The following is a 17,337-nucleotide window of genomic DNA, read 5'->3' on the forward strand; positions in this document are numbered from 1 at the left end:
CTGTCCGCCCAACCGACCGCCAGCCTGTTCATCGGTGGCCGCCCCGTCGAGGGTCAGGGCGCCGACCTGCCGGTCCGCTATCCCTTCACCGGCGACGTCATCGCAACGCTGAAAGAGGCCACGGTAGACCAGGTCGCGCAGGCCTGTGCCGCGGCCCGTGCCGCGCAACCGGCTTGGGCGGCCCTTGCGCCGGTTCAGCGGGGGCGCATCCTCGGCCGTGCAGCGGCGATCATCCTGGACCGGAACGAAGAACTGGCCCGGCTGGAGACGCTGGACACCGGCAAGCCGATCCAGGAGACGCTGGTTGCCGACTGGCCGTCGGGGGCGGCGGCGCTGGAATATTTCGCGGGCCTTGCCGCGACCCTGACGGGCCACACAATCCCGCTGGGGCAGGACTGGGCCTATACGCGGCGCGAACCGCTTGGGGTCTGCGCTGGCATCGGGGCCTGGAACTATCCAAGCCAGATCGCCTGCTGGAAGGCCGCGCCCGCGCTTGTGATGGGCAACACGATGGTCTTCAAGCCGTCCGAGGAAACGCCGCTCGGTGCACTGAAGCTGGCAGAGATCTTCATCGAGGCCGGGATGCCGCCGGGGGTCTTCAATGTGGTCCAGGGCCGCGGCCAGGTCGGGGCGGCGCTGGTCGGCAACCCGGATGTGGCCAAGGTTTCGCTGACCGGATCGGTGCCGACCGGGCGGCGCGTCTATGCGGCCGCCGCCGAAGGGATGCGCCATGTCACAATGGAGCTTGGCGGCAAGTCGCCTCTGATCGTGTTCGACGACGCGAACCTCGAGGACGCTGTCGGGGCCGCGATCCTCGCGAACTTCTACAGCTCGGGGCAGATCTGCTCGAACGGGACGCGCGTGTTCCTGCAGGAGGGCATCAAGGAGGATTTTCTGGCCCGGCTGGCCCAACGGCTGCGCGAGGTCCGCATGGGCGATCCGCTGGACCCTAACACGAATCACGGACCGATCATCAGCCCCGCACAGGCCGGCAAGATCCGTGACGCCATCGCCGCAGGGCAGGCCGCTGGCGCGCGGCTGGTCTGCGGCGGGCCGGGCGAGGGGGCCTTCATCCCGCCCACGGTCTTCGCCGACGCGACCGACGACATGGCCATCGCGACCGACGAGATCTTCGGCCCCGTCATGACCGCCCTCAGCTTTCGCGAAGAGGCCGAGGTCATCGCCCGCGCCAATGGCACCGGCTTCGGTCTGGCAGCCGGGGTGTTCACCCAAGATCTGACCCGCGCCCACCGTGTCGTCGCAGCGCTTGAGGCCGGGACCTGCTGGATCAACACCTACAACCTGACCCCGGTCGAGATGCCCTTCGGCGGCGTCAAGATGTCGGGCCTGGGGCGTGAGAACTCGGCCGCCGCCATCGAACATTATTCGCAGCTGAAATCCGTCTACGTCGGGATGGGGGGCGTCGATGCACCCTACTGAACCCACCCAATACGTCATCGTCGGCGCGGGCAGCGCCGGCTGCGCGCTTGCCTATCGTCTGACCGAGGCAGGCCGGACGGTGACGCTGATCGAATACGGCGGCAGCGACATGGGAGTCTATATTCAGATGCCCGGCGCACTGTCCTATCCGATGAACATGCCGCGTTATGACTGGGGGTTCTCCAGCCAGCCCGAGCCGCATCTGGGTGGACGGCGGCTGGTGACGCCGCGCGGCAAGGTGCTGGGCGGATCGTCCTCGATCAACGGCATGGTCTTCGTGCGTGGTAACCCCAAAGATTTCCAGCACTGGGCCGACAGCGGCGCGACGGGCTGGGACTATGCTGGCGTCCTGCCATACTTCAAGCGGATGGAGACTTGGCACGGAGATCCCACCGGGGCGCAAACCTCGCTCTGGCGGGGCACGGACGGGCCGTTGCACGTTACGCGCGGCAAGCGCAAGAACCCGCTGTTCAACACCTTCATCCAAGCGGGGCAGCAGGCAGGCTGGCCGCGCAATGACGACTATAATGGAGAGCGGCAGGAAGGCTTCGGCCCGATGGAGGCCACGATCTGGAAGGGCCGCCGCTGGTCCGCTGCCAACGCCTATCTGCGCCCGGCGCGCAAATCGGGCCGGCTGACGCTGGTCCGGGGGCTGGCACGGCGTATCCTCTTTCGAGGAAAGCAGGCCTATGGGGTTGAGGTCGAAACGAAATCTGGAAATCTCAACGTCGAGGCTGGTCGTGAGGTGATCCTCTCGGCCAGCTCTATCAACACGCCGAAGCTGCTGATGCTGTCGGGGATCGGGCCGGCGGACCATCTGCGCCAGCACGGCATCGCGCCGCTGGTTGATCGGCCGGGTGTGGGCGCGAACCTGCAGGACCATCTGGAGGTCTACATGCAGTACAAGTCCCTGAAGCCGGTGACGCTTTACACGTACTACAACCTGCTGGGCAAAAGCCGGGTCGGTCTGGAATGGCTGCTTCAGAAGACCGGTCTCGGCGCCTCGAACCAGTTCGAGAGCTGCGGTTTCATCCGGTCGTCGGACGCGGTCGACTATCCCGATATCCAGTATCACTTCCTGCCGCTGGCCGTCCGCTATGACGGAAAGGCCGCCGCCCAGGGGCACGGATTTCAGGCGCATGTCGGGCCGATGCGGTCCAAGTCACGCGGCACCGTCAGGCTGGCCAGTGACGATCCGGCCGCCGCGCCCGAAATCCGCTTCAACTACATGTCGCACGAGGATGACTGGGCCGAGTTCCGGGCCTGCGTCCGTCACACCCGTCGCATCTTCGACGCTCCGGCGTTCCGCGACTATCGCGGGGACGAGATCCAGCCGGGCGACGCGGTGCAGAGCGACGAGCAGATCGATGCCTTTATCCGCGAACACGCCGAATCGGCCTATCACCCCTGTGGTACCGCGCGCATGGGTGCGGCGGATGACCCGCAGGCCGTGGTGGATCCGGAACTGCGCGTGATCGGGGTCGAGGGGCTGCGCGTTGCCGACAGCTCGATCTTCCCGCGCATCACCAACGGCAACCTCAATGCACCCTCGATCATGACCGGCGAAAAGGCCGCCGATCACGTTCTGGGCCGCCAAATGCTGCGCGAGAACCCCGCCTGAGGTTCAGGCGGCGTCCGATGCGGCCTGGCGGCGGGTATAGTTCAGGACCGGGGCCAGCCACCGCTCGGCCTCGTCCAAGGTCCAGCCCTTGCGCCCGGCATAGTCGCGCGCCTGATCTTCCTCGATCTTGGCAACGCCAAAGTAATAGCTGTCCGGATGCGCGACATAGAGGCCCGAGACCGAGCTGCCGGGCCACATCGCCATGCTTTCGGTCAGTTCGACCCCCGTCGCAGCTTCCGCGTCCAACAGACTGAAGAGCGTAAGCTTTTCCGTATGGTCGGGTTGGGCTGGATAGCCCGGCGCGGGGCGAATGCCCTTGTAAGGCTCGGCAATCAGCTCTTCTGGCGTAAAGCCTTCGAGGGGCGCGTAGGCCCAGAACTCGCGGCGGACGCGTTCGTGCAGCATCTCGGCCATGGCCTCGGCGATCCGGTCGGCCAGCGCCTTCACCATGATCGCGCCATAGTCGTCGTTGGCACGTTCATAGCGGGCGGCAACCTCGGCTTCCTCGGGGCCGGCTGTCACGACGAAGCCGCCGACATGGTCCGGGATGCCTTCGGGCGCCACGAAATCCGCCAGCGCCACATTTGGCCGATCCCCCCGCTTGGTGACCTGCTGGCGCAACGTGTGCAGCGTGCCGAGCGTCTTCGACCGATCCGCATCCGTGAACAGGCGAATGTCGTCCCCCACCGCGTTGGCGGGCCAGAACCCCAAAACGGCGCGCGGCCTGAACCACTGGCCGTCGATGATGCGGGCCAGCATCTCCTGCGCCTCGGCGAACAACTGGCGGGCGGCCTCGCCCTGCTTCTCGTCGTCCAGAATGCGCGGATACACGCCCTTCAGCTCCCACGTCTGGAAGAAGGGCGTCCAGTCGATATAGCGCGCGATCTGCGCCAGGTCCCAGTCGTCGATCACGCGGGTGCCGGTGAAGCTCGGCGCGGTCGGCTCATAGGCGCTCCAGTCGATCTTCAGCGCGTTGGCGCGCGCCGCCGACAATGGAAGGCGCTGCTTGGCGGCCTCTGACCGTTCATGGCGGTCGGCGACCTCGGCATATTCGGCGCGGATGCCGTCGATATAGGCATCCTTGTGGCTGGCGCTCAGCAGCGATGAGGCCACGCCCACGGCCCGGCTGGCATCTGTCACATAGACCGCTTGGTTGCGCGTGAAGCGCGGCGCGATCTTGACCGCCGTGTGGATCTTCGAGGTCGTCGCCCCACCGATCAGCAGCGGGATGTCAAAGCCTTCGCGCTCCATTTCTGAGGCGACGTGGACCATTTCGTCCAGCGACGGGGTGATCAGGCCAGAGAGGCCGATCAGGTCCACCTTTTCATCGCGCGCAACCTGCAGGATCTTCTGAGCGGGCACCATGACGCCCAAGTCGATGACCTCGAAGTTGTTGCAGGCCAAGACGACCCCAACGATGTTCTTGCCGATGTCATGGACGTCGCCCTTGACGGTGGCCATCAGGATCTTGCCGGCCGTCTCGCGGTCGCTCCCGCCGTTCAGTCGCTTTTCCTCTTCCATGTAGGGCAGAAGAACAGCGACCGCCTGCTTCATCACGCGGGCCGATTTCACCACCTGGGGCAGGAACATCTTCCCCGCGCCAAACAGGTCGCCCACCACGTTCATCCCGGCCATCAGCGGGCCTTCGATGACATGCAGCGGCCGTTCGGCCTGCTGGCGCGCCTCCTCGGTGTCGGCTTCGATATATTCGGTGATGCCGTTCACCAGCGCATGCTGCAGCCGCTTGTCCAACGGCCATTCGCGCCAGGACAGGTCCTTTTCGCGCTTGGCCCCTCCGCCGTCGCCCCGGAAGCGCTCCGCAATCTCCAGCAGACGCTCGGTCGCGTCCGGGCGGCGGTTCAGGACGACATCCTCGCATGCCTCGCGCAGCTCTGGATCGATCTGGTCATAAACCGCCAGCTGCCCCGCGTTGACGATGCCCATGTCCATCCCCGCCTGGATGGCGTGATAGAGGAACACAGCGTGCATCGCCTCGCGTACCGGCTCGTTGCCGCGGAAGCTGAAGCTCAGGTTCGATACGCCGCCAGATACGTGAGCATGCGGCAGGTTCTGGCGGATCCAGCGCGTCGCTTCGATGAAATCGACGCCGTAATTGTTGTGCTCCTCGATGCCTGTCGCCACGGCGAAGATGTTCGGATCGAAGATGATGTCCTCGGGTGGGAAGCCAACCTCATCGACGAGGATGCGATAGGCCCGCTGACAGATCTCGATCTTCCGGGCGGCGGTGTCGGCCTGACCCTGTTCGTCAAAGGCCATGACCACGACCGCGGCGCCATAGGCGAGACAGAGGCGCGCCTGGTGGCGGAACTGGTCCTCGCCCTCCTTCATGGAGATCGAGTTCACCACCGGCTTGCCCTGCACGCATTGCAGGCCCGCCTCAATCACCTCCCACTTGGAGCTGTCGATCATGACCGGCACGCGGGCGATATCGGGCTCGGCCGCCAGCAGGTTCAGGAACTCGACCATGGCGGCTCGGCTGTCAATCAGCCCCTCGTCCATGTTGATGTCGATGATCTGGGCGCCGTTCTCCACCTGATCGCGGGCGACATCCAGTGCGGCGGCATAGTCACGGTTCTTGATCAGCTTGCGGAAGCGGGCGCTGCCGGTGACGTTCGTGCGTTCGCCCACGTTCACGAAGGGGATGTCCGGGGTCAGAACGAAGGGCTCGAGGCCCGAAAGGCGCAGGGTTCGGTCAAGCATAGGCGGGCACCTTTCTGGGGGCGAAACCGGCAACGGCATCGGCGATGGCGCGGATATGGTCGGGCGTTGTGCCGCAGCAGCCGCCTACGACGTTGACCAGACCTTCGCGAGCGAATTCAGCCACCTGCGGCGCGGTGTCGTTCGGCCCTTCGTCATACTGCCCGAAGGCATTGGGCAGGCCGGCATTGGGATAGGCGCAGATCAGCGTGTCGGCCACCGCCGACAGTTCCGCCAGGTGGGGGCGCATCGCGGCCGCGCCGAGCGCGCAGTTCAGGCCGATGGACCAGGGGTTCGCGTGGCGCACCGAATGCCAGAAGGCGGTCGGCGTCTGCCCCGACAGGGTGCGCCCCGACGCGTCCGTGATCGTGCCCGAGATCATGACAGGCAGGCGCTGGCCATGTTCCTCCATCGCCTGGATGCAGGCGAAGATCGCGGCCTTGGCATTCAGGGTGTCGAAGATCGTCTCGATCAGCAGGATGTCGGCACCGCCTTCGATCAACCCGCGGGCCTGCTGGTGATAGGCAAGGCGCAGATCCTCAAAGGTCACCGCGCGATAGCCGGGGTCGTTGACGTCGGGGCTCATCGACGCGGTGCGGTTCGTCGGCCCCAGTGCGCCCGCAACGAAACGGGGCCGGCCGTCCTCGGCCGTGGCGCGGTCCAAGGCACGACGCACGACCCGTGCCCCTTCGACGTTCAGGTCATGGACCGCCGCCTGCATCCCGTAATCGGCCTGGGCGATGGTCGTCGCCGAGAACGTGTTCGACTCGACGATGTCAGCGCCGGCGATGGCATAGTTGTAGTGGATCTGCTCGACCGCCTCGGGCTGGGTCAGGATCAGCAAGTCGTTGTTGCCGGTCTGCGGATGATCCGAATGGTGGCGGCAGGCGTGGCCCGACCCGTGCCCGGTATAGTCATCCTCGCCCAGGGCGAGGGCCTGGATCTGCGTTCCCATGGCCCCGTCCAGGATCAGGATGCGTTCGGCGGCAGCTTTGTTCAGCGCCGCAAAGGCGGCAGACATGGGCAGGGGCATGGGCAGGGCCTTTCGCTTGAAGCCCGTGATATAGTCCGCCCTGCGCCCGTCAGCAAATTCATAATTCTGGACAAGATCATGAGCTGCGCGCAAGTCAGAGCGGGACCCCCCGTTCGTCCTTCAGCGTTTTCAGCACGATCTCGGACCGTACCTGCGCGACCTGGGGATGTGGCAGAAGGTGGCGGTGGACGAAGTCGGCAAAACCGTCCAGATCGCGCGCCCTGATGTCCAGGATATAGTCGGCGTCGCCCGAGACCGAGAAGGCTGACCGGATCATCGGCTGGCTGGCCACGAAGCGGGCGAACTCTTCCTCTCGACCCTGGCCATGACCGCGCAGGTTGACGCGGATGATCGCGCGGAACCCGTGTCCAAGTTTTGCAGGCGAAAGACGGGCGGAATAGCCTTCGATAATGCCCGCTTCCTCCAGCGCCGCGCGGCGGCGAGAGATCTGCGACGCAGAGAGGCCGACAGCCTCGGCCAAGGCGGCATTGGTCAGCGCCCCGTCGCGCTGCAGTGCTGTCAGAATGGCATCATCAAATCGATCCACGCACACCTCATGCGTCGCGTGCGCCGAGCGCGCATCAATCTTGCACTTATCTGGCCGAAGCGATGTCGATTGCAAGCGTCGTGCATGACCATGGTCGTATGATATCTCCAAGCTTACAGGAGGAGAGACCATGGGACCGTTTCCGCACGACGCCCCCAAGGCGACCATCAGCCAGGCAAACCCCGCCGGCACCGACGGCTTCGAATTCGTCGAATACGCCCACACCGATCCGACCGTGCTTGATCGGATCTTCCGCCAGATGGGCTTCACCCCGGTCGCTAGGCACAAGACCAAGGATATCACGCTCTATCGTCAGGGCGATATCAACTATCTGCTGAACGCCGAGCCTGACAGCCACGCGGCTGGTTTCGTGGCCGAGCATGGTCCCTGCGCCCCTGCCATGGCCTGGCGGGTCGTCGACGCCCAGGTGGCGCTGAAGCGGGCGCTGGACCTGGGGGCGACCGAATATACCGGGACCGGCAAGTCGATCGATGCGCCCGCCGTGCTGGGTATCGGCGGATCGCTGCTCTATTTCATCGACCGCTATGGCGCCGACGGCAGCGCCTATGACGCCGATTTCGACTGGCTGGGCAAGACTGACCCGCGCCCCGAGGGGTTCGGCTTCTTCTATCTGGATCACCTGACGCACAACGTGATCCGCGGCAACATGGACACGTGGTACAAGTTCTACCACGACACGTTCAACTTCCGCGAAATCAAGTATTTTGATATCAAGGGCAAGCAGACGGGCCTCGTCAGCCGCGCCCTGACCTCGCCCGACGGCAAGATCCGCATCCCGATCAACGAGAGCACGGACGAGCACAGCCAGATCGAGGAATACCTGCGCGAGTACAAGGGCGAGGGTATCCAGCACATCGCGATCGCCTCGAACGACATCTACGCGGGCACCGACCAGATTGCAGATGCCGGGATGGAGTTCATGCCCGGGCCGCCGGATACCTACTACGAGATGTCGCACCGCCGCGTGAAGGGCCATGAAGAGCCGATCAACCGCATGAAGGCGCGCGGCATCCTGATCGACGGTGAAGGCGTCGTCGGCGGTGGCGAGACCCGTATCCTGCTGCAGATCTTCTCGAAAACGGTGATCGGACCGATCTTCTTCGAGTTCATCCAGCGCAAGGGCGACGATGGTTTCGGCGAGGGCAACTTCCGCGCCCTGTTCGAATCCATCGAGGAAGACCAGATCCGGCGCGGCGTCCTGACCGCCGCCCCGGCCGAGTAGGGGGGAGCGGCGCGGCAGCGGGGAGGCTGCCGCGCCCACAGGTCATGGCTTGGACCGACTACAGCAGCAGCCCGCCGCCCGGCACGCGCATCTGCCCTGCGGCCGACGTTACCGGCGTGCGCCCACTGACCGTGACGACTGAGCGGGGCGATTTTCCGCTGATCCTGCTGCGCGACGGCGACAGGATCCTCGCCTTCGTCAATGCCTGCCCGCACCAATATTTGCCGCTGGATTATCGCGGCACGAACCTGCTGTCGGCTGACGGAACCAGGCTGCTTTGCACCGCGCATGGCGCGAGCTTCGACAAGTCGACCGGAGAGGTTGTTCAAGGCGCCGAATGCGGCCTCGACCCGGTGCCGGTCGCCGTATCAGGCGATGACATCATCATCTCGGCGGAGTTGTAGGATCGAAGTTGTCCGGGGACGCAAGGGCCCCCAGACGCTGTCAGATCAGAATCCGGCCTTGATCTTTTCGAACTCGGCCAGCTGGCGCTGTCGCTGCTCGGGGTCGTTCGGGGTCTGGGCCAGCACCGGTACGTCAATCTCGGACAGCCCCTCGGCCACGGCAGGTTCATCGGCGATCGTCGCCATCGCCTCGGTCGAGGTGTGGCCATAGCCGATCGTGTCCAGCAGCGCCTTGCCGGCAGACGGCTCCAGCCAGGCGTTGATGAAGTCATAGACCTTGTCTTCGCTGCCCGGTCCGTCCTTCACGTTCACATAGCCGCAGAAGAAGGTCGACGATCCCTCCTCGGCCTCGCGCTGGAAGCCGACGGGGTAATCGTCCGCCTGCAGATAGACCACGCCGTCGTTCCACGACCATGCCACGTCCACTGCGCCCGAGGCCATCAGCTGCGCCTGTTCGGAGGGGTCCGCCCAATAGGCGGCGACGTTCTGGTGCGCCTGGCGCAGCCAGTCGGCGGCGGCCTGGAACTGCTCGTCGGTCACGTCGGTCCAGTCCGTCGTTCCCGTCGCCAGATAGGCCAGCGCCCAGACGTCGTCCGAGCTGTCTGGCAGTGACGTGCGGCCCTGGTATTTCGGGTCGACGAACACGTCGAGGCTGGCCACGTCCTCCTCGGGCACCGTCTCGGTGTTGTAGGCGATGGCGGTGGCGCCCCAGTCGGTCGGGATGAACCACACGCCCTGGTCGTCGCGGAAAACCTCGCTGTCCAGGAAACGCTCATCGATCTTGTCGAAGTTCGGGATGCGCGACGTGTCCCACGGCTCGATCAGGCCCGCGTCGCGATACTTGCCGACCATCTGGCTGCAGGGATGGATGACGTCGGCGCGAAAACCGGACGCGACCTTCTGGAACGCCTCGTCGTCGTCGCCATAGAAGGCATAGGTCGGGCTGTCGCCGTGCTTGTCCATATAGCCCTGATAGATCGACGGCTCCTCGAACCCGGCCCAATCGAAGACGGTCAGTTCCGGATCGGCAGCATAGGCGGGCAGGGCTGCCGCTGCCAGAATGGTGGTTGTCAGCAAACGCATGAAATCAGACCTCTCTGCAGACGTGTTTCCTGCAACGCTAAGGGCGGTCAGACGACCGCGCAAGGGCTTCGCGCAGCCGTGAAAGCGGGCCTATCGCATCCGCAGGGCGCCATCAAGGCGGATCGTCTCTCCGTTCAGATAGTCGTTCTCGACGATGAAGGCGGCCAGGCGCGCAAATTCGTCGGGATCACCGAGTCGCTTGGGAAAGGTCACCTCGGCTGCAAGGCTGTCCTGCACCTCGGACGGCAGGCCCTTCAGCATCGGTGTCGCGAAGATGCCTGGCGCGATGGCGCAAACGCGGATGCCCTGGCTGGAGAGGTCGCGTGACAAGGGCAGCGTCATGCCTGCGATGCCCGCCTTGGATGCCGCATAGGCTGCTTGGCCCTTCTGTCCATCGAATGCGGCAATCGAGGCCGTGTTGACGATCACACCGTTCATGTCGCGCCCGTTCCGGGCCATCTGCTCGGCCGCCAGTCGCAGGACGTTGAAGCTGCCGATCAGGTTGATCTCGATGGTGCGACGAAAGCTGTCCAGCCGGTGCGGCCCGTCGCGGCCAAGCGTCCTTTCGCCGGTCGCGATGCCTGCGCAGTTCACGCAGACGTCGATGCCGTCCATGGCTTCGACCGCTTGGGCGATGGCCGCTTGGACGCTGGCCTCGGCGGTGACGTCGGTTCGGGCAAAGCCCGCGCCGATGGCCGCAGCGGCGTCAGCGCCGGCCTCGTCACGGTCCAGCACCACCACCTGCGCGCCGCGGCTGCGGAAATGCGCGGCGGTTGCCGCGCCAAGGCCCGAGGCACCGCCCGTCACGATGGCGCGGCAATTCGAAAGATCCATGTTCCCCTCCCTGATCGTTCCGGAAGGTTCTGGCATGGCGGTGCCGCCGCGCCAAGGCGCGATCAGCTGCGAAGCAGCTCGGGCCCGCCGGCGATCTGGGGGTCGATCTCTCCGATGACGCTGTCGTCCCGGCCGGCGAAGCCAACCGACTTCAGGATCGTCTGGATGGCTGCGATCCTGGCGCGGCGCTTGTCGTCCGACCTGATGACAGTCCAGGGCGCAATGGGGGAATGGGACAGGTTCAGCGTCTCGTGGATGGCGCGGCTGTAGTCGTCCCAACGGGCCAGCCCCTCGACGTCGATCGAGCTGAGCTTCCACTGCTTCAGCGGGTCCTGTTCGCGGTCCAGGAACCGGCGCAGCTGTTCGGCCCGACCGACATTCAGCCACAGCTTGATCAGCACCACGCCGTCATCGACCAAGGTCTGCTCGAAGCCCGGAAGCTGGCGGAAGAAGGCGTTGCGCTGTGGCTCCGTCACGAAGTCGAAGACCCGCTCGACTACGCCGCGGTTGTACCAGCTGCGGTCGAACAGCGCGATCTCTCCGGCGGCCGGCAGCCAGTCGATATAGCGCTGGAAATACCACTGGCCCGCCTCGCGTTCATTGGGCTTGGGCAGCGCGACGACGTAGGCGGAACGAGGGTTCAGGTTCTCGCGCACACGCTCAATCGTGCCGCCTTTGCCGGCGGCGTCGCGGCCCTCGAACAGCACGACCAGCCGCTTGCCCGTTGCAAGGACGTCGTGCATCAGGCGGACCAGCTGCAGCTGAAGGTCGGCCATCTGCGCCTCGTAGTCGCCCTTGTCCATCTCGTCCGAGTACGGGAAATCCGCGTCCAGCACATCCTTGCGCCCGCCCTTGGCGATGGCCTTGCGGATCTCGGGCGGCGCGCCCTCGTTCAGATAGTCGGTGATCTGCCCGACAAGCGGCAGGTCCGGCATGGGCTGGGGATCGGCCATCTGTCATCCTTCTCCGATGCGCGACATGTCATACCATGTCGTCTGGTAGATCTCGTTGATCCAGTTACCGTAGAGCAGGTGGGCATGGCTGCGCCAGCGATTCAGGGGCGCCTGCGTGATGTCGTCGTCGGGATAATAGTTGGCAGGGACATCGACCGGCTTGCCCGCCGCCATGTCGCGGTCGTGTTCCTCTTTCAGCGTCGTGCTGTCGTATTCGAAGTGGTTGAAGACATAGATCGCACGGTGATCCGGATCGGCCAGCAGACAGGGTCCGACCTCGGGGCTGGCCAGAAGCGTCGTCAGGGCAGGGCGGGCATCGACATCCTCCTGCCGGATCTCGGTCCAGCGGCTGACGGGGACCAGCACGTCGTCGGAAAACCCGCGCAGATAGGGAGAGGCCGGGGCCAGGTTGCGGTGCCTGAAGCAGCCGAAGGCCTTGGCGGGCAGGATGTGCTTTGGAAGGCCATGGAAATGCCAGGCCATCGCCATACCGCCCCAGCAGACGCCGAAGGTCGAATGGACATGGGTCTGGGTCCAGGCGAAGACGCGGGTCAGTTCGTCCCAATAGGTGACCTGCTCGAAGGGCAGATGCTCGATCGGGGCGCCTGTGATGATCAGGCCGTCGAATTTTTCTCCGGTCGCCTCGACCTCGCGGAAGGGGCGATAGAAGCTTTCAAGGTGATCGGCGGCGGTGTTGCGGCTCTCGTGATCCGACATGCGGATCAGCTGAAAGTCGATCTGCAGGGGGGTTGCGCCGATGACCCGGGCAAACTGGTTCTCGGTCTGGATCTTCTTGGGCATCAGGTTCAGCAGGCCGATCCGCAGCGGACGGATGTCCTGGGTCGCGGCGCGACCGGGGGACATCACCATGACGCCCTCCTCGGAGAGGATGCGATAGGCGGGCAGGTTCTCGTTCAGGGTGATCGGCATGTCAGCTGTCCTTGCGCGCAATGGCGCGGGCGATCAGGTCGTTGAAGTCGTGGGGGTCGCGAACGTCGGCCACTTCCTCGGCGAGGATGGTCACCCCGCGGCGGGCCATGGCCTGATAGCGCGGCTGGCGGTGGGCGAGGGCGCGGGCATAGGTCCAGCGGATGAAGTCGTCAGGGTTGACCTGCGCCTCCTCGAGGCCCTTCTCGACCCGATAGGCGATCCAGGCCTGCTCCAGGAACTGCGGCTGGTAATACATCGGCTTCGGCGCCTTGTCGAAGCGACGGACCAGCTCCGCAGTGTGCGCGTCGCTGCCCCTGATCCAGACCAGAAGCAGGTCACGCTCGAGCGCGGTCAGAACGGGATCGTCGGGATCGTCCGGGTCCACGACTTCGCAGATGGACCCGCCGCTGTCGCAGACGAAATGCGGCAGGGCATAGATGTCGCGGGAACGGTCCATGAAGTGGCGCGTGTCCAGAAGCGACGCGATCTCGGCCCGGCGGTGCTGGTTCTGGCGCTGGCAGTAGTCGCCAAAGGGCAGCCCGCCGCGGCTGGGGCTGCCAGGCTTGCCAAGGTAGGTGGAGAGCGGGGCCAGGTTGTCGAAGGTGATGTTGCTGGCGATGTAGACGCTGTCCGACATCAGCAGGTCGCGCAGGAACGGAACCTTCATCGCCTCGCGCTTGAAGTTGTCGGCGATGTATTCACCCATGTAGCGCGTGCCGATGCGGTAATCGACCGAGTAGTGGAACCAGTCGCCGGTCCCACGCAGCATCGAGGCGAGATAGGTCTTCCCAAGGCCGGACATGCCGAAAAGCACGATCCGTCGTGAAGGGGCGCTCTGCCACTCTGCTGCATTGCGATAGATCATCCGCGGTTCCCTTATAAAGTCCCCTTTAGCTACTCATAGCAACCGGTCAAGGGAAGGGTACGACGCGCGCATCCGAGGCCACGAAGGAAACGCTGCGTTCTTGGTCGCTTTCGCAGAGACATGTCGGATCGGATCAATGCGCCTTGCGCCGGAACCCGGCGCCTGCCTCACTTCGAGACATCTCTGGAGATGAGGACGTTTGGCTAAACAACACACGGCCCCACCGGAAGGCGGGGCCGTCTGAACGATTTTTGTTTCAAGCTTAGAAGCGATAGCCTATCCGGACGCCCAAACCCCAAGCATCTGCGTCCCGCATGTCCGCACGTGCTTCGTCCCGCGTCTGGGGAGACGCGTCACCGAGTTTGGTGTAATTCACTCCAGTCGTAATTCGAACAGTACCCTGGTCATATATGGCGGCCAGTGTGATGCCCTTTCGCCCTGTTGTCGGCGCCAAAGGTGAAACAAGTTCATCACCTTTAGGCTCGAAGGTGAACGAGGCTGAGCCTGACCAGCTGTCGGTGAACTGTCGCCCGACTCCTAAAGTGTATGTCGTCGTGTCTTCCAGGTCGACCAATCCGCCCCCGGTTGCGCGAACAAATGCTTGCGGATCTACCCGAAACGATGACCAGTCTACCCATCTGATCGAGCCAAATAGCAAGGTGCCAGGGGCGACTCCGGTCTGGAACTCGAGGTTCCAACTCTCTGGTGTCGAAACTTTTGTGGTCGAGGTCTCGTCAATGGCTGGCACGACAGGTATTGGCCCTAGCCCGTCCGGGTCGATTATCAAAGATTCGCGGGTGCGGAATTCGTGCTCGACGTCCGAATTGTAGGTAAGTGACACGCGAGCAGCAATTTCGGGGCGTTCCCAAGAAACACCCGCAACCCATCCAATCGCAGTGTCACTCTCAAGGTCAACATTATAGCCTTGTACGCCTCCGGCACAAGGTGTTGGAACAAGCGGATTGGAATAGGCACACCCGTCAAGCGTGACAGAGCCGTCGGCGCGAGATCCACGGATGCCGCCGTGGACAGAGAAGTTGCTTGGGAGGCTATAACGCCCCAACGCAGTGAAGGTTGTAGAGTCGACCCGAGCACGAGTGCCGCCGAGCAAGGGTGAGCCGGTAGCTTCAGTGGGCGGGAAACCAGGCTGTGACGGGTACAGGATGTCAGCGCCGAACGGCTGCTCGATAATTATCGCTGCTGAGATGTTCGGTGTGATTTGATGCTTGTAAGCTAATCCCGAGAAGCCATAGCCCTGGGCAACGTCGCCGGTCTGGAAGCCGGTCGTTGAGAAACGGTCTGTACCCTCGACCGTAGGGTCGACGCCGCCAAAGCTCAGCTCGGCATAGTTCCCTTCCTCGAACAGCGGCGCCAGTGACTGCGGTGCGCGTTCGATCCCCCCGGCCATAAGCGGCGCGGCTCCAAGCATCAGAACGGCCATGCCGGACAATGCGATCTTCATCATCTTCCTCCCAGATTGAGCATATGCGCCCGCTTTTCGTCACCGTATCGCACAACCGTTACGGGTCAATCGGCGGTGGTCACTAACGTCACGTTCGGGCGAGCATGGCAAAGGACCGTGGCCGACATGCAACGTGTCGCCTCGGGCTGGACAAATCAGCGTTGGCGTGAAAGGGGAAACTGCCAAACGATCTTGCCGCAAGGACACCCCCATGCAGATTCGTGAGGCTCTCACTTTCGACGACGTTCTTCTGGTTCCGGCCGCCTCGACGGTGCTGCCGTCGACCGCCGACGTGACCACCCACGTCACCCGTGCCATCCGGATGAACATCCCGCTTCTGTCGTCGGCGATGGATACCGTTACCGAAAGCCGGATGGCCATCGCCTTGGCGCAGGCGGGCGGGATGGGCGTGATCCACCGCAACCTGACAACCAAGCAGCAGGCCGCCGAGGTGCGCCGCGTGAAGCGGTTTGAATCCGGCATCGTCTATAGTCCGATCACCCTGACGCCCGACCAGACCCTGGCCGACGCCAAGGCGCTTCAGGACCGCTACAACGTCACGGGCTTTCCGGTCGTCGATGCGGGTGGGCGCGTGGTCGGCATCGTGACGAACCGTGACATGCGATTTGCCAGCGACGACAAGACGCCGGTGCGGGCGATGATGACGGCCGACAACCTGGCGATCCTGCGAGAGCCCGCAGACCGCGCCGAGGCGATCAGCCTGATGAAGTCGCGCCGGATCGAGAAGCTGCTGGTCACCGACGGCAACGGCAAACTGACTGGTCTGCTGACGCTGAAGGATACCGAGAAGGCTGTTCTGAACCCGCTGGCCTGCAAGGACGACCTGGGGCGGCTGCGCGTGGCCGCTGCCTCGACCGTGGGGGATGAGGGCTTCGAGCGCAGCCAGGCCCTGATCGAAGCTGGCGTCGATATGGTGGTGATCGACACGGCTCATGGCCATTCTGCCGGCGTTGCTCGGGCGGTCGAGCGGGTGAAGGCGCTGTCGAACGACGTGCAGGTCGTGGCCGGCAACGTCGCCACCGCCGAAGGAACGCGAGCCCTGATCGACGCTGGGGCGGATGCGGTGAAGGTCGGGATCGGTCCCGGCTCGATCTGCACGACGCGCATCGTGGCCGGGGTGGGCGTGCCCCAGCTGACAGCGATCATGGACGCGGCCTCGGCTGCAGGGGACGTGCCGATCATCGCGGACGGGGGCATCAAGTTTTCGGGCGATTTCGCCAAGGCCATCGCTGCGGGTGCCAGTTGCGCGATGGTGGGAAGCGCGATCGCCGGCACCGACGAAAGCCCCGGCGACATGATCCTCTATCAGGGTCGCAGCTTCAAATCCTATCGCGGCATGGGTTCCCTGGGCGCTATGGCGCGTGGCTCGGCCGACCGCTACTTCCAGAAGGACGCCGCCAGCGACAAGCTGGTCCCCGAGGGGATCGAGGGGCAGGTGCCCTATAAGGGCCCTGCGGGAACGGTCATCCACCAGCTCGTCGGTGGTCTTCGCGCGGCGATGGGCTATACCGGCTGCGCCACCGTGCCCGAGATGCGCAAGAACTGCCAGTTCGTGCGCATCACCGGTGCAGGTCTGAAGGAAAGCCACGTCCACGACGTGCAGATCACGCGGGAGTCGCCGAACTACCGGATCGGGTGAGCGGTACTCGGATAGCTGCCTCGCAGCCGACCGCGATCCTTGACCGTGAAGGCGGACCAAAATGCTGCGGCCGGGCTTGGATGCCAGATCCCTGTTCGATCTTCTGCTTCATTGAAAAGCACGGAACCAAGACCCTCCTCCGCTGGGTCGAGTTCGCACTTCGCCGCGTGGGGATTGGCATCAGGCAACTTTACGTTCGCCTAGAGCCCTGTCATTGTCGCCTCTCAATCTCTTCAGCCGCAGGGTGATGTGACAGGGATCAGCTGCACGATGCCCGACTGGCCTACCGCCTGAAAAGTGGTTCTCCCTGTGACCTGCCCCCTGTCGGTCCCTCGGTCATGACGAGAGTCTGCCGGTTTGAGATTGGTAGTCGGCAGGTGGTTTTAGGGCAAGCGCGCCGGGCGCGGAGCCATCAGGGTGCGCAAGCGATGGATTGGACGCCCCCCGGCGGCATCGATGTGCCATGGTGGCGGGTGTTGAAGCACCGCTACGGAGGGGAGCGTCCATGGAAGAGGTTAGCATCATCGGCCTGGATTTGGCCAAG

Annotated in this window: 14 protein-coding genes; 5 read left to right on the forward strand and 9 right to left on the reverse strand. The window is 64.4% G+C overall.

Annotated elements, in window-relative coordinates; all coding sequences use genetic code 11:
* Positions 1 to 1,440, forward strand: coding sequence for a betaine-aldehyde dehydrogenase (gene betB, locus OC184_RS12825; RefSeq protein WP_265507591.1), 1,440 nt, complete (start codon positions 1 to 3; stop codon positions 1,438 to 1,440).
* Positions 1,427 to 3,061 carry a choline dehydrogenase gene (betA, locus tag OC184_RS12830; RefSeq protein WP_265507578.1) on the forward strand — a complete coding sequence of 545 codons (1,635 nt, stop codon included), beginning with the start codon at positions 1,427 to 1,429 and terminating at the stop codon, positions 3,059 to 3,061. Before betB ends, betA begins: the two co-directional genes overlap by 14 nt.
* A gap of 3 nt (positions 3,062 to 3,064) precedes the next feature.
* On the opposite strand, the gene metH is transcribed toward betA, so the two are convergent.
* From metH to OC184_RS12845, 3 genes are all read right to left on the reverse strand, one after another.
* Entirely contained in the window at positions 3,065 to 5,782 is a 2,718-nt protein-coding gene (gene metH / locus OC184_RS12835) for a methionine synthase (RefSeq protein ID WP_265507579.1), read from the reverse strand.
* Complete coding sequence (locus OC184_RS12840) at positions 5,775 to 6,812, reverse strand: homocysteine S-methyltransferase family protein (RefSeq protein WP_265507580.1); 1,038 nt, start codon at positions 6,810 to 6,812, stop codon at positions 5,775 to 5,777. The genes metH and OC184_RS12840 overlap by 8 nt, the downstream gene beginning before the upstream one ends.
* A gap of 94 nt (positions 6,813 to 6,906) precedes the next feature.
* Positions 6,907 to 7,359: an Lrp/AsnC family transcriptional regulator gene (locus OC184_RS12845; protein ID WP_265507581.1), complete on the reverse strand. Its 453-nt coding sequence runs from the start codon at positions 7,357 to 7,359 to the stop codon at positions 6,907 to 6,909.
* Positions 7,360 to 7,489: 130 nt separating this feature from the next.
* On the opposite strand from OC184_RS12845, the gene hppD reads away from it, so the two are divergent.
* Positions 7,490 to 8,602, forward strand: a complete 1,113-nt coding sequence (hppD, locus tag OC184_RS12850) for a 4-hydroxyphenylpyruvate dioxygenase (RefSeq protein WP_265507582.1) — start codon at positions 7,490 to 7,492, stop codon at positions 8,600 to 8,602.
* Between the two features lie 44 nt (positions 8,603 to 8,646).
* The gene (locus OC184_RS12855) at positions 8,647 to 9,006 is read left to right on the forward strand and encodes a Rieske (2Fe-2S) protein (RefSeq protein WP_265507583.1); all 360 of its coding nucleotides are present in this window, start codon (positions 8,647 to 8,649) and stop codon (positions 9,004 to 9,006) included.
* 45 nt (positions 9,007 to 9,051) lie between these two features.
* Here the strand turns inward: OC184_RS12855 and OC184_RS12860 are convergent, their stop codons facing one another.
* From OC184_RS12860 to OC184_RS12885, 6 genes are all read right to left on the reverse strand, one after another.
* Entirely contained in the window at positions 9,052 to 10,089 is a 1,038-nt protein-coding gene (locus OC184_RS12860) for an ABC transporter substrate-binding protein (protein WP_265507584.1), read from the reverse strand.
* A gap of 90 nt (positions 10,090 to 10,179) precedes the next feature.
* Positions 10,180 to 10,923 carry an SDR family oxidoreductase gene (locus tag OC184_RS12865; protein WP_265507585.1) on the reverse strand — a complete coding sequence of 248 codons (744 nt, stop codon included), beginning with the start codon at positions 10,921 to 10,923 and terminating at the stop codon, positions 10,180 to 10,182.
* Positions 10,924 to 10,985: 62 nt separating this feature from the next.
* Complete coding sequence (gene ppk2, locus OC184_RS12870; RefSeq protein WP_265507586.1) at positions 10,986 to 11,876, reverse strand: polyphosphate kinase 2; 891 nt, start codon at positions 11,874 to 11,876, stop codon at positions 10,986 to 10,988.
* Positions 11,877 to 11,879: 3 nt separating this feature from the next.
* Positions 11,880 to 12,806 (reverse strand): homoserine O-succinyltransferase, encoded by a 927-nt coding sequence (locus OC184_RS12875; protein WP_265507587.1) that lies wholly within the window; start codon positions 12,804 to 12,806, stop codon positions 11,880 to 11,882.
* A 1-nt stretch (position 12,807) separates the two neighbouring features.
* Positions 12,808 to 13,671, reverse strand: coding sequence for an ATPase (locus tag OC184_RS12880; RefSeq protein ID WP_265507588.1), 864 nt, complete (start codon positions 13,669 to 13,671; stop codon positions 12,808 to 12,810).
* Between the two features lie 262 nt (positions 13,672 to 13,933).
* Entirely contained in the window at positions 13,934 to 15,133 is a 1,200-nt protein-coding gene (locus tag OC184_RS12885; protein ID WP_265507589.1) for an OmpP1/FadL family transporter, read from the reverse strand.
* Between the two features lie 211 nt (positions 15,134 to 15,344).
* Here OC184_RS12885 and guaB point away from each other — a divergent pair, with 211 nt between their 5' ends.
* The gene (guaB, locus tag OC184_RS12890; protein ID WP_265507590.1) at positions 15,345 to 16,793 is read left to right on the forward strand and encodes an IMP dehydrogenase; all 1,449 of its coding nucleotides are present in this window, start codon (positions 15,345 to 15,347) and stop codon (positions 16,791 to 16,793) included.
* The last annotated feature ends 544 nt before the right edge of the window (positions 16,794 to 17,337 follow it).

This window comes from Paracoccus rhizosphaerae (assembly GCF_026162645.1).
In the GTDB taxonomy this organism is placed as follows: domain Bacteria; phylum Pseudomonadota; class Alphaproteobacteria; order Rhodobacterales; family Rhodobacteraceae; genus Paracoccus; species Paracoccus rhizosphaerae.